The sequence below is a fragment of the Thalassospira povalilytica genome (assembly GCF_002844235.1).
In the GTDB taxonomy this organism is placed as follows: Bacteria; Pseudomonadota; Alphaproteobacteria; order Rhodospirillales; family Thalassospiraceae; genus Thalassospira; species Thalassospira povalilytica.
In genome coordinates, this window is record NZ_PGTS01000001.1 from 761,357 (window position 1) to 774,512 (window position 13,156).

Genomic DNA, 13,156 nt, shown 5'->3' on the forward strand with positions numbered 1-13,156 from the left:
GGTTTAGATGAATTTCCTTTCACGCATGAAGCTTCTTTATCAGATTTCGCTGATCGGGGCGGTGGCGCTTGTGATCTTTGTGGTTGTTGCAGCGGTACAGTTCGTTGCCGACCAACAGCGCCAGTCAGCGCAAATGGCAGCGCAGGAAGCATTTGATGATCGGTTGATTGCCGATGAAATATCGCGTGATTTCTTGCATGCCCGTCGGCGTGAAAAGGACTTTCTGCTAAGGCTCGATGAAAAATACGTCACCCAGCATGCCGAAGTCGTCGAACGTGTAAGTTCTGGGTTGGCAACGCTTGAAGCTGATCCGGAACTGGCGGAATCTGCTGCTGAAATCGCGCAAATCAAGGAAGCCTTTGCAAACTATGCTGCGGAATTCAAAACCATCGTTGCCCTGCAACGTGAAATCGGTCTGGACGAAGAAGGCGGCCTTTTGGGCCGTTTGCGTGGTTCGGTCCACAATGTCGAAGAAGCGCTTGCGAAATATAAGGCAGACAATCTGACCGTCATCATGTTGATGATGCGTCGCCACGAAAAAGACTTCCTGGCCCGTATCGATGAAAAATACGTCGATCGTATTGATCAGCGTCTGGCCGAATTCGGACCGGCACTGGCGGCATCCGACATTCCGGCTGCGGAAAAGGCCAATATCACAAAGTTGATGAATTCCTATGTCGCGGACTTCAAGGCGCTGGCAGGAAAGATCCTGCAACGAAATGCCGAACTGGGATTGTTGTCAGATTATTACGCACAGGCCGAACCGGTTCTTGAAGCGCTAAGCGCATCCATTGCCGAAACCGCCGCGCTGGAAAAACAAAAAGCTGAACAGATCGCCAAAACCAGCCTGACCATCACGGTTGCGATGTATGTGATCGGGGTGATTGCGCTTCTGGGGCTTTCTGTTCTGTTGTCGCGCGCGATTGTCCGTGCCATCGGCGGATTGACCAACAAGATGACCCGTCTGGCTGAAAACGACTTTGACGTTGATATCAACGAGGTCAATCGTGCCGATGAAATTGGTGAAATGGGTCGTGCGGTTCTGATTTTCCGTGAAAACGGGATCGAGCGTGTCAAACTTGAAGCGGCCCAAAAAGCCGATGACGAGCGCCGCCGCAAACGCATGGAAACCCAGGAACAGTATATTCAGGAATTCGATCAGGCAGTTGTCGCCGTGATGGCCGACGTTGCTGTTGCTGTCAAACAGCTTCATCAGGTGTCAAACGTTCTGCGCAGCAGTGCAGACACAGCAGCAGACCAGTCGATGGCCGTTTCATCCGGCGCAGAAGAAGCGTCATCAAATGTGCAGCTTGTGGCAACGGCTGCGACCGAACTTGCCGCATCCATTAACGAGATTTCCGGTCAGGTGACCGAAACATCGTCCATGGCCCAATCGGCGACCGAACGGGCACGGTCCACCAATGACAATATCCAGGGGCTGAATGATTCCGCTATCAAGATTGGCGAAGTCATCGGGTTGATCAGTGATATTGCCGGTCAGACCAATCTGTTGGCCCTTAACGCCACGATCGAGGCCGCCCGTGCCGGTGACGCCGGCAAAGGCTTTGCCGTGGTCGCAAGCGAGGTCAAAAACCTCGCCAACCAGACCGCCAAGGCGACCGAGGATATCACCATCCAGATCAATGATATCCAGCAGGCGACCGGCATTGCTGTCAGTGCGATTGATGAAATCGTGACCATGATTGCCGAAATCAGCGAACGGGCTGCCGCCGTCGCCGCTGCGGTGGAACAGCAAACCGTCGCCACCAGCGAGATTTCGCAAAATGTCGAACAGGCAGCCGCCGGGACCGAGGAAATTTCATCGGCGATGCAAGGTGTGTCTGCTGCTGTTGGCGAAACCAACAGTGCCGCAACCGAAGTCCATCATTCAGCGGACAATCTTGGCCGTCAAAGCGGGGACCTTCGGGCCCAGATTGACGGTTTCCTGGAACGGATGCGCTCACTTTAATGACGAAATGTCGATAACAAACAGCAGCCGGGTCTTTACCCGGCTGCTTTTATTGCGATAAAATCCCGACAAACTTGTGGCGTTTTACAGAAATAGACCGCAATAACAGTATAGATACGAAAGCAGGAAATGTCGGATGGCTGATAAACCACGTATTGTTTCATCGTCGCATCTTGTATCGGAACGCGCCGCAGAACTCTCGGAGCTTGAATTCGCCCTGATCCTTTCAGGCAACGCATTCAACCGCTGGATGGTTCGATGCATGCGCGCGGCCGGGATGCCGGATGTATCGGTTCTCGACATTCTTGTTCTACACAATGTCAATTCGCGCGAACGCGAAAAAAGCCTTTCGGAAGTGTGCTTTGTGCTCAATGTCGAAGACAGCCATCTTGTGAATTACTCGCTTAAAAAGCTTCGCAAGCTTGGCCTTGTCGAAGGTGTGAAGCGCGGCAAGGAAGTCCATTACGGCACGACCGCCGACGGGCGCGCCATGTGCGAAAAATACCGCGAAGTCCGCGAAGCCTGTCTTGTCGAAACGTTCCAGCGCCTTGGTGTGAATAGCCAGGAAGTCGGCGATGTTGCCAAGACGCTCCGCGCCATTTCCGGTGTCTATGATCAGGCATCGCGCGCAGCAAGTGCGATGTAATCCGGAAACGCACATCCCGGCGTGCATGCGCGAATGCATGTTGCCCCAGTGCTTCCGATCAATTTGTTTCTGACCAATGCGTTTCTGATCAGTGTGTGTCTGATCAACATGCTTTTGATCAATGGAATCCAGCAGGCGGTGGTCCCCACGGGGACGCCGCCTGTCTTTGTTTGATCCGTCCGGATCCGTTTTTCGCGCGGCCGAAGATGTGATGTTGTTCGGCGCAATCATACGTTTCCCAACGGTTTGACCACAGATGTGGGGTCGGGCAAAGGCCGGGCGTTGCAGATTTTGCATGGTAGTTATGAAATTACATTGACAATTTGTCAGTAAAATGTGATCAAGATGTCGGGTGATTAATTTGGAGTCTCTGTTATCCTGACTCCACGCCTCAACACACAGGGAGACTTATCAATGCTGAAAAAAGCACTTTCGACGGTTGCTGTTGCTGCCATCACCATGTCGGCCGGTTTGGCGGCTGCGGCAGAAAAATGGGATATGGCAACGCCGTACCCGGATGCGACCTTCCACACCCAGAATATTATCGAATTTGCCAAGGACGTGAATGACGCGTCGGGTGGTGAACTGACCATCACCGTTCATTCCGGTGGTTCGCTTTTCAAACATGCAGACATCAAGCGTTCGGTTCAGCGCGGTCTGGTTCCGATCGGCGAAACCCTGATTTCGCTGCTGGCCAACGAAAACCCGATCTACACCGTTGATGCGATCCCGTTCCTTGCAACGTCCTATGACGATGCGAAAAAGCTTTGGGAAGTCTCGCGTGCCGGTATCGAAGCCGCACTGGAAAAAGACGGCCTTAAAGTTCTCTATGCGGTTCCGTGGCCGGCACAGGGTCTTTATACCGCAAACCCGGTGAACAAGGTCGAAGACCTCGAAGGTGTTAAATTCCGCGCTTACAACTCGACCACGTCGCAGCTTGCCGATCTGACCGGCATGGTTGCCACCCAGGTTGAAGTTCCGGAAATCCCGACTGCATTTGCAACCGGCATTGTTGAAGCAATGATCACCTCGCCGTCGACCGGTGCCAACTCCAAGGCATGGGACTTCGTTTCGAACTTCTATGACGTTCAGGCATGGCTTCCGAAAAACATGGTCGTCGTGAATGCAAAGTCGTTCGACCGTCTGCCGGCTGAAACCCAGAAAGCCGTTCTTGACGCTGCTGCCAAAGCCGAGACCCGCGGTTGGGAAATGAGCATGGCCGAAGCTGACGAGAAGAAAAAAGTTCTGGCAGACAACGGCATGAACGTTGCTGCGCCGAGCGATGAACTGAAGGCCGGTCTGGCCAAAGCCGGTGAAACCATGGTTTCCGAGTGGCTTGAAAAAACCGGCGATGAGGGTGCTGCCATCATCGACGCCTTCAAGAACTAAGGTTCTTTCGTCTTTCGGGATCGGGCAGACGTCGTCCTCTGTCCGGTCCCGGACAAACCCCACAATTTGATGTTACTGTTCTTAGGGAACAATCAATCAGCATCGCGACATCGCGGGCGGAAAGGGGACTGCTGTGCGCAGATCACTAAATTACTTATTCAAGTTCAGTGCCGGGCTGGCCGCAGTTTTTATGGTCGCGATCGCACTTCTTATTCTGGCGCAATCGCTTGGCCGTCTGGTTGGAATTGCGGTGCATGACGCGAACGAGCTGGCCGGTTTCTGTCTGGCGGCGGGAACGTTCCTGGCACTTGGTCCGGCACTGCGCGCCGGGACCCATATCCGGGTCATGATCATATTGTCCCACCTTCAGGGCGGGCTGCGCCGCGTGATCGAAAGCATCACGCTTCTGGCGGCAACTTTCCTTGGCGGATATTTCGCCTGGTGGATGGCGGTTCTTGCCGAAGAAAGCTTTTCCTATGGCGATACGTCGCCCGGTGTTCTTGCCTTTCCGCTTTGGATCCCACAGGCCGCAATGGCCTTTGGCCTGATCGTCTTTACCATCGGCATGATCGAAGCACTGGTTGATACCGTTGCCGGTCGTCAGGCTGCCTTCGCTGCTGGCGAAGCAAACGAATTGAACGAATAGGGGACGGTCGTGGAAGTACTTGAAATTGGCCTGATCCTGATGGGGCTGTTGTTCCTGTTCCTTGGGGCAGGATTGTGGGTTGCCCTGTCACTGTTTGCCATCGGCGTTTTCGCACTTGATTTCTTTACCAGTGCCCAGACCGGTCCGATCATCGCAACGACTGCCTGGTCAAGCCTGGCGACATGGTCGCTGGCCCCGCTGCCGCTGTTTATCTGGATGGGGGAAATTCTGTTCCGGTCACGCCTGTCAGAAGACATGTTTACCGGTCTTGCACCCTGGCTCAATAAACTCCCGGGTCGTCTGTTGCATGTGAATGTTCTGGGCTGTGGCATCTTTGCTGCGGTGTCGGGATCGTCTGCTGCGACCGCTGCGACCATCGGGCGCATGTCGATCCCGGAATTGCGCAAGCAGGGCTATGCCGACAAGCTGATCCTTGGCACGCTGGCCGGGTCGGGGACGCTTGGCCTTTTGATCCCGCCATCGATCATTCTGATTGTCTATGGCGTGTCTGCCGAACTGTCGATTGCGCGTCTGTTCATTGCCGGTGTTTTGCCCGGTGTCATGCTGATCATTCTGTTCATGAGCTTCGTTGGCATCTGGGCCACGATGAACAAGGACAAGATGCCCCCGGCGGAACCAAGCATTCCGTTTGGCGAAAAAGTCCGCGCATCGGGTCGCCTGATCCCGGTGATTGCCCTGATCTCGGCTGTGATCGGGTCGATCTATGGCGGTGTTGCCACCCCGACCGAAGCCGCGGCTTTCGGTGTTGTCGGTGCGCTGATCCTGTCGCGGCTAAGCGGATCCTTGACCAAGGAAAGCCTGATTGACGGGATCATGGGGGCGACCCGCACATCCTGCATGATCTGCTTTATCCTGGCAGGGGCGGCTGTTCTGACCGTTGCCATGGGCTTTACCGGGATCCCGCGTGAACTTGCGGCCTGGATTGCGCTGATGGATCTGTCGCCCTATGCGCTTTTGGCGGCACTCACCGTGTTCTTCATTGTTCTTGGTTGCTTCCTTGACGGGATTTCGGTGGTGGTTCTGACCACCTCGGTCATCCTGCCGATGGTTCAGGCTGCCGGGATCGATTTGTTGTGGTTTGGTATCTATGTGGTGCTGGTGGTCGAAATGTCGCAGATCACCCCGCCCGTGGGTTTCAACCTGTTCGTTTTGCAAGGCCTGACAGGCAAGAACCTGTTTGCCATTGCGCTGGCTGCTTTGCCGTTCTTCTTCCTGCTGTTGCTTGCTGTTTTGCTGATTACCGTATTCCCGGAAATCGCAACATGGCTGCCCCAGCAGATGAATGGCTGACCGGCCTTTTGAAGATCTGATCGTTCGCACAGAATTTTATGACTACAGATGCCCAAGGAGTAAGCATCATGGCTTCTCACGACCAAAATTCCCCCGCTTCGCAGACATCGGGACAGCCGAAATGGCAGTTCTGGATCGATCGCGGCGGTACCTTTACCGACATCGTGGCGCGTAAGCCGGACGGATCGCTTGTCACTCACAAGCTGCTTTCGGAAAACCCGGAACGTTATCGCGATGCCGCCATTCAGGGCATTCGTGAACTGCTTGAAGTCCCCGCTGGCGAGAAAATCCCGGCCGAGAAAATCGAAGCCGTCAAAATGGGCACTACGGTTGCGACCAACGCCCTTCTGGAGCGCAAAGGCGACCGCACGGTTCTGGTCACCACCAAGGGCTTCCGCGATGCGCTGCGCCTTGCCTATCAGAACCGCCCGCGTCTGTTTGATCGCAATATCAAACTGCCCGAAACCCTTTATGAAAGTGTGATCGAGGCCGATGGTCGTTTCGACGCCCAGGGGACGGAACTGACCCCGCTTGATCGCGACAATCTGCGCAAGGACCTTCAGGCGGCGTTTGATTCCGGCATTCGTGCCTGTGCCATCGTCTTCATGCATGGGTATCGTTACACCGCCCATGAAAATGCTGCGGCTGAAATCGCCCGTGAAGTCGGCTTTACCCAGGTTTCGGTCAGTCACGAAGTCAGCCCGCTGATGAAGCTGGTATCGCGCGGCGACACCACGGTTGTGGATGCCTATCTGTCGCCGATCCTGCGTCGTTATGTCGATCAGGTGGCGTCCGAACTGGGCGGCGTGAAACTGATGTTCATGCAGTCCAACGGTGGCCTGACCGATGCCGCCAAGTTCCAGGGCAAGGACGCAATCCTGTCCGGTCCGGCGGGCGGTGTTGTCGGCATGGTGCGTACCGCTGAAATGGATGGCTTCAAACAGGTCATCGGTTTCGATATGGGCGGCACGTCGACCGACGTTTCGCATTATGACGGCGAATATGAACGCGATTTCGAAACCCAGGTTGCCGGTGTGCGCATGCGTGCGCCGATGATGAAAATCCACACGGTTGCGGCCGGTGGCGGTTCGATTCTGCATTTCGATGGTGCACGTTTCCGCGTTGGCCCCGACAGTGCCGGTGCAAACCCGGGCCCGGCGGCCTATCGCCGTGGCGGTCCGCTTGCGGTGACCGATATCAATGTCATGTTGGGCAAGGTTCAGCCGGACTTCTTCCCCAATGTCTTTGGCCCGGAAGGCAACGAGCCGCTTGATGCCGATGCGGTACGCAGCGGTTTCGAAGCCATGGCTGCCAAGATCAAGGAAAGCACCGGTCAGCTCAGAACACCCGAAGAAGTCGCCGAAGGATTCCTGCGTATTGCCGTTGAAAACATGGCAAACGCGATCAAACAGATTTCGGTTCAGCGCGGCTATGACGTAACCGACTATATCCTGCAATGCTTTGGCGGTGCCGGTGGGCAGCATGCCTGCCAGGTGGCCGATACCCTTGGCATGACCAAGGTCTTTGTCCATCCGTTCGCCGGTGTTCTGTCGGCTTATGGTATGGGGCTTGCCGATATTCGTGCGATGCGCGAACAGGCGGTCGAGGCGAAGCTTGCCTCTGATGCGCTTTCCGGTCTGGATGAACAGCTTGATGCCTTGGCCGTTGATGCCCGTGCCGAACTGCATGAACAGGGTATTGGCGATGCCAAGATCACCATGCTGAAAAAGCTGCATCTGCGCTATGATGGCACCGACACCCCGCTGATCGTTGATTTCGGTGATGTCGATAGCATCAAGGCCCAGTTTGAAGAACAGCACAAACAGCGTTATGGCTTTGTCATGGACGAGAAACCGCTGGTCGTCGAAGCCGTTGCGGTTGAGGCCATCGGTGAAACCCAAAGCCTTCCGGATGCCGAAGCCGAAGCAACCAACGACAATGTCGCGATCACAGCCCTTGCGACCCGTCCGGTTGTGTTTGATGGCAAAACCGAAGATACCCCGTTCTACAAACGTGAAGACCTCAAACCGGGTGCGACCGTGCGCGGTCCGGCCGTGATCGTCGAGCCGGTTGGCACCACCGTGATTGATCCGGGCTGGGAAGCCAAGGTCAATGGCCGTGACCATCTGGTTCTGACCCGTGTGGTTGCCATGAAGCGGTCTGAAGCCATCGGGACCCAGGCCGATCCGGTGATGTTGGAAGTCTTCAACAACCTGTTCATGAATATTGCCGAACAGATGGGCGTTACCCTTGCCAACACCTCGTACTCGGTGAACATCAAGGAACGTCTGGACTTCTCATGCGCCCTGTTTGATCAGGAAGGCCAGCTGATCGCCAACGCACCGCACATGCCGGTCCATCTTGGATCCATGGGTGAGTCTGTTCAGGCGGTTATGCGCAACAATGTCGGCACCATGAAGCCGGGCGATGTCTATATGCTGAACGACCCGTATAACGGCGGGACGCATTTGCCTGACATCACCCTGATTACCCCGGTCTTTGGCGATGATGGCAAGGACATCCTGTTCTATGTCGCATCGCGTGGTCACCATGCCGATGTCGGCGGGATTACGCCGGGGTCGATGGCGCCGAATTCACGCATTCTCGAAGAAGAAGGCGTTCTGATCGACAACTTCAAACTGGTTGATCAGGGCAAGTTTGACGAAGCCGGCCTGACCGCCCTTCTCGAAGGGGCAAAATACCCGGCCCGTAACCCGTATCAGAACATCGCCGATCTGCGCGCACAGATCGCCGCCAACGAAAAAGGCGTGCAGGAACTGCGCAAGATGGTCGATCACTTTGGCCTTGATGTTGTTCATGCCTATATGGGCCATGTTCAGGACAATGCCGAAGAAAGCGTTCGTCGCGTGATTGATGTTCTCAAGGATGGCGAGTTCTCCTATGAAATGGACAATGGTGCGGTCGTTAAGGCCAAGGTCACCATCCATAAGGAAACCCGTTCGGCGACGGTCGATTTCACCGGCACGTCCGATCAGCTTGATAACAACTTCAACGCCCCGTCGGCTGTGACCCGTGCAGCGGTTCTTTATGTCTTCAGAACCCTTGTTGATGATGACATTCCGCTCAATGCCGGGTGCCTGAAGCCGGTCAATCTGATCGTGCCCGAAGGATCGATGCTCAATCCGCGTTATCCGGCCGCCGTTGTTGCCGGTAACGTTGAAACGTCCCAGCATGTCACCGATACCCTTTATGCCGCCCTTGGTGTCATGTCGGGTGCACAGGGGACCATGAACAACTTCACCTGGGGCAATGATACGCATCAGTATTATGAAACCATCTGTGGCGGTTCGGGTGCCGGTCCTGATTTTGACGGCACCAGCGGTGTTCATACCCATATGACCAACTCGCGCCTGACCGATCCGGAAGTTCTTGAATGGCGCTTCCCGGTCATGCTCGAAAGCTTTGAAATCCGCAAAGGGTCGGGCGGTAACGGCAAATTCAAGGGCGGCGATGGCACGACCCGTCGTGTCCGCTTCCTCGAAGACATGACCGCATCGATCCTGTCCAACCACCGTCGCGTACCCAACCAGGCCGTTGCCGGTGGCGAGCCGGGCAAACTTGGTCGCAACGCCATCGAACGTGTCGACGGTACCGTGATCGAGCTGAAAGGCACCGACGGGGCAGAAATGCACCCGGGTGATGTCTTCATCATCGAAACCCCGGGCGGTGGCGGTTACGGCAAGGCCTAAGGGGTCTTGCCAACCCCATCTTCCGGTTTGACCAGAAACACCGGTTTTCCCCCAAACCTTCGGTGTTTCTGGTCCGGGGTTTTAACCCCGGCCTCCCTGTTGAACTTCCTGCCGCCCCTGAGTTTCCTCACGGGCGGCTTTTTCTTGATGTTGGCAATATCGTCCCTACATGCATGAGGGGACACTTCATTAAAAATCAACGACATTGCCATAGGCTTCACTCAAGGATCGGGTTGCCAAAGCTTGCCCGCACAGGCTGCAATCGCGATCCATCAGGTCGACCTGAACAGACAGGATGAGAGCACCGTGAAATTCTTTATTTTGAACCAGCGCTATTTCGTCATTACAAGCGTTGCGCTTCTGACCGTCATTTCCGTGATTTGTGCCGGCGTGATCGATAGCTGGTTCTGGGTGCCGGCGGTGGTGTTCGGTCTGTTGCTTCTGGTCGGCATTCATGATCTTCATCAGACCAAGCATTCCATCCTGCGCAACTATCCGATCAGTGCGCATATCCGCTTCATCCTTGAAAGCTTCCGCCCTGAAATCCGCCAGTATCTTCTGGAAAGCGATCAGGACGAAATCCCGTTCAGCCGTCAGGCCCGCGGCCTTGTCTATCAGCGCGCCAAGGGTGTCGAAGACAAACGCCCGTTTGGTACGATCGAGGATGTCTATAAATCGGGTTATTCCTGGATCACGCATTCGGTGGCGCCAAAACACATCACCGATACCAATTTCCGGGTTCGGGTTGGCGGGCCACATTGCAAGAAACCCTATGATTGCAGCTTGTATAATATCTCGGCCATGAGCTTTGGCGCGCTTTCGGGCAATGCGATCCTGGCGCTGAACAAGGGGGCGAAAAAGGGCGGCTTTGCCCATGATACCGGCGAAGGCAGCATTTCGCGCTATCACCGCGAAGGCGGTGGTGATCTGATTTATCAGGTGGCGTCGGGCTATTTCGGGGCACGCAATGAAGACGGCACATTTTCCGAGGAAAAATTCGCCGAAACGGCCGCCGACCCGCAAGTCAAAATGATCGAGCTCAAGCTTAGCCAAGGGGCAAAGCCCGGTCATGGCGGCATGTTGCCCGCCGCCAAAATCACCAAGGAAATTGCCGATGCCCGTGGTATTCCGATGGGACAGGATTGTGTATCGCCTTCGGCCCACAGTGCCTTTTCAACACCGATCGGCCTGATGGAATTCATTGGTCGCTTGCGTGATCTTTCCGGCGGCAAGCCGGTCGGGTTCAAGTTGTGTATTGGCCATCGTCGCGAATTCATGTCGATCATCAAGGCAATGCTTGAAACCGGGATCACGCCCGACTTCATCGTGGTCGATGGCAAGGAAGGTGGCACCGGTGCCGCCCCGGTCGAATTTGCCAACCGTGTCGGCATGCCGATGCAGGAAGGCCTTACCTTTGTTCACAATGCGCTGCGCGGGGCGGGCCTGCGTGATCAGATCAAGATCGGGGCCGCGGGCAAAATCATCTCGGCCTTTGATATTGCGCGAACCCTGGCACTTGGGGCGGACTGGTGCAATGCCGCACGCGGTTTCATGTTTGCGCTTGGCTGTATTCAGGCGCAAAGCTGTCACACCAACTGCTGCCCGGTCGGCATCGCGACACAGGATAAAATCCGTCAACGCGCTTTGGAACCGGGTGATAAAAGTGAACGCGTGGCACGGTTCCATAAAAATACCATGCATGCGCTGGCCGAAATCACCGGTGCAGCTGGCCTGACCGATCCGCGCAATTTCATGCCCTATCACTTCATGGTCCGCCAGAAGGACAACGAATTCATCGATGGCAACGAAGCCTATCCTTACCTGCCCGAAGGTTTCCTTCTGGCAGATAAAGAGATCGAGGAACTTCATGAATGGCATTCGCGCTGGGGCCGCGCATCGGCCGATACCTTCGCGCCCAAGGAAATCCCGTTTGGTCCCTATAAGCGCGCCAAGGCAATTGCCGGCGAAAAGGCCGCGCAATAGACGATATCAGGAGCCGCTTGCACCATGGCTGTTAAACGTATCGTTGCAAATTTTGCGGTGGATGACATCGCCAAGGCTGTCGCGTTTTACGAGGACATCCTTGGCCTTGATACCGTGATGGACCATGGCTGGATCAGAACCTTTGCCGTGGCGGGGCAAACCATGACAACCCAGGTCAATTTCGCCACCGAAGGCGGATCGGGAACCCCGGTGCCCGACATGTCGATCGAGGTCGATAACCTTGACGAAATCCTTGGCAAAATGACCGATGCCGGGATTGCCATCGAATATGGCCCGGCGGATGAACCATGGGGTGTCAGGCGGTTTTACGTCCGCGACCCGTTTGGCAAACTGATCAATATCGTCATGCATACATGAACAAAGCCCGGCCAATTTGGCCGGGCTTTGTTGTTAGCGTTGAAACAGTTCGGCGCGGACCGCAACCAATCCTTCACGTGTGATGCGATAAGGCGCACCGGCGCGCGACCGGATGAAGCGGCGTTTGCGCAGTTTCTTGAACACCTCGATCGTGCAGGCGGTCAAAAACCAGCCGTCGCGTGTGATGCAATCTGCTTCGAGGATACGGTTGCGGTCGTCTTTGATCACCTTGATCAGGCCGCCTTGCGCAAGTGCATGCAGCACGCGCTGTTCATTCTTTGAAATATTCACTGTCAGAGTCCGAAAACCAGTTGGGAAAACGGTTTCCGATCGGGGCGGGCACAACAATACCGGCCACGCGCACCCGTTTCATTAGCGGGCAGGCGATCCGATCTGCTGATCAGCGGTCTGGAAAGGTCAGGCTGTCAAACCGCGATCAGCGGCTGTGCCGGGACTCTGACATAAAAGCTCCGAATAAGGTTCGCCGCCAAATTGCCAATCTGGCGGCGTTTCGTCAAGCGGCGCGCTGCATTTCCACGGTCGGGACCTCGCGGTCTGGCACCGGGCCGGTCACGAGGAAGCCGAACTTGCGGTAAAACGCCTTGGCGCGTTCATTATGGGCAACGACCTTAAGGCGGACATTGCTGCGTGCACCTTTTTCCGACAGGGCATCAAGGGCCGCCATCATCAATGCCTTGCCGGCACCGCTGCCATGTGATGCCGGATCAACCATGATCCAGTCGATTTCCGGGCTGTTGTGGATGGCGATGACATAGCCCAGAAGAATGTCGTCTTTGGTCGCGACATAGACAGTGTGGTTATCACTGCCAAGGGCATTTTCAAAAACACTGGTCGACTGTTCGACATAGCGGGCAACCAGATTGGTTGCGGCATCGCCCATGCCTTCGATGAAATAGGTTGAGTCCGTCGCGCGCTTGGTCAGGTCGCGAATGAAAGGAAGATCGTCGGCAGTGCCGTTGCGGATCTGCATTTTGTAAGCTCGTGTGCGTTATTCTATTTTTCGGGTTTGCAACCCGTCACGCAGTCTGAGCCAAAATCCATACCATGTGGTTAATGGATCACGCTTGTTGCAATGATTTTTTAACCGACCTGAAACCGGTCAA

General features: G+C 55.4%; 10 protein-coding genes. 8 read left to right on the forward strand and 2 right to left on the reverse strand.

Translation table 11 applies throughout. The annotated features are described in order from the left end of the window. The first annotated feature begins 7 nt into the window (after positions 1 to 7). The 8 genes from CU041_RS03255 to CU041_RS03295 all read left to right on the forward strand — a co-directional run bounded on the left by CU041_RS03255 (position 8) and on the right by CU041_RS03295 (position 12,032). On the forward strand, positions 8 to 1,969 hold the full coding sequence (locus CU041_RS03255; RefSeq protein ID WP_101245728.1) for a methyl-accepting chemotaxis protein: 1,962 nt from the start codon (positions 8 to 10) through the stop codon (positions 1,967 to 1,969). 136 nt (positions 1,970 to 2,105) lie between these two features. After that, positions 2,106 to 2,615, forward strand: coding sequence for a winged helix DNA-binding protein (locus CU041_RS03260; protein WP_068519538.1), 510 nt, complete (start codon positions 2,106 to 2,108; stop codon positions 2,613 to 2,615). Positions 2,616 to 3,029: 414 nt separating this feature from the next. Beyond that, positions 3,030 to 4,004: a TRAP transporter substrate-binding protein gene (locus tag CU041_RS03265; RefSeq protein WP_068519539.1), complete on the forward strand. Its 975-nt coding sequence runs from the start codon at positions 3,030 to 3,032 to the stop codon at positions 4,002 to 4,004. 133 nt (positions 4,005 to 4,137) lie between these two features. Continuing rightward, complete coding sequence (locus CU041_RS03270; RefSeq protein WP_068519540.1) at positions 4,138 to 4,650, forward strand: TRAP transporter small permease; 513 nt, start codon at positions 4,138 to 4,140, stop codon at positions 4,648 to 4,650. 9 nt (positions 4,651 to 4,659) lie between these two features. Continuing rightward, positions 4,660 to 5,961, forward strand: a complete 1,302-nt coding sequence (locus CU041_RS03275) for a TRAP transporter large permease (protein ID WP_101245729.1) — start codon at positions 4,660 to 4,662, stop codon at positions 5,959 to 5,961. Between the two features lie 68 nt (positions 5,962 to 6,029). Further along, positions 6,030 to 9,671, forward strand: coding sequence for a hydantoinase B/oxoprolinase family protein (locus CU041_RS03280; protein WP_101245730.1), 3,642 nt, complete (start codon positions 6,030 to 6,032; stop codon positions 9,669 to 9,671). A gap of 306 nt (positions 9,672 to 9,977) precedes the next feature. Then, positions 9,978 to 11,654: an FMN-binding glutamate synthase family protein gene (locus CU041_RS03290; RefSeq protein ID WP_101245913.1), complete on the forward strand. Its 1,677-nt coding sequence runs from the start codon at positions 9,978 to 9,980 to the stop codon at positions 11,652 to 11,654. A gap of 24 nt (positions 11,655 to 11,678) precedes the next feature. Beyond that, positions 11,679 to 12,032, forward strand: a complete 354-nt coding sequence (locus CU041_RS03295) for a VOC family protein (RefSeq protein WP_101245732.1) — start codon at positions 11,679 to 11,681, stop codon at positions 12,030 to 12,032. Positions 12,033 to 12,065: 33 nt separating this feature from the next. Here the strand turns inward: CU041_RS03295 and CU041_RS03300 are convergent, their stop codons facing one another. After that, positions 12,066 to 12,323, reverse strand: a complete 258-nt coding sequence (locus CU041_RS03300; protein ID WP_101245733.1) for a YjhX family toxin — start codon at positions 12,321 to 12,323, stop codon at positions 12,066 to 12,068. Positions 12,324 to 12,546: 223 nt separating this feature from the next. Further along, on the reverse strand, positions 12,547 to 13,023 hold the full coding sequence (locus tag CU041_RS03305; RefSeq protein WP_101245734.1) for a GNAT family N-acetyltransferase: 477 nt from the start codon (positions 13,021 to 13,023) through the stop codon (positions 12,547 to 12,549). Positions 13,024 to 13,156 lie beyond the last annotated feature (133 nt).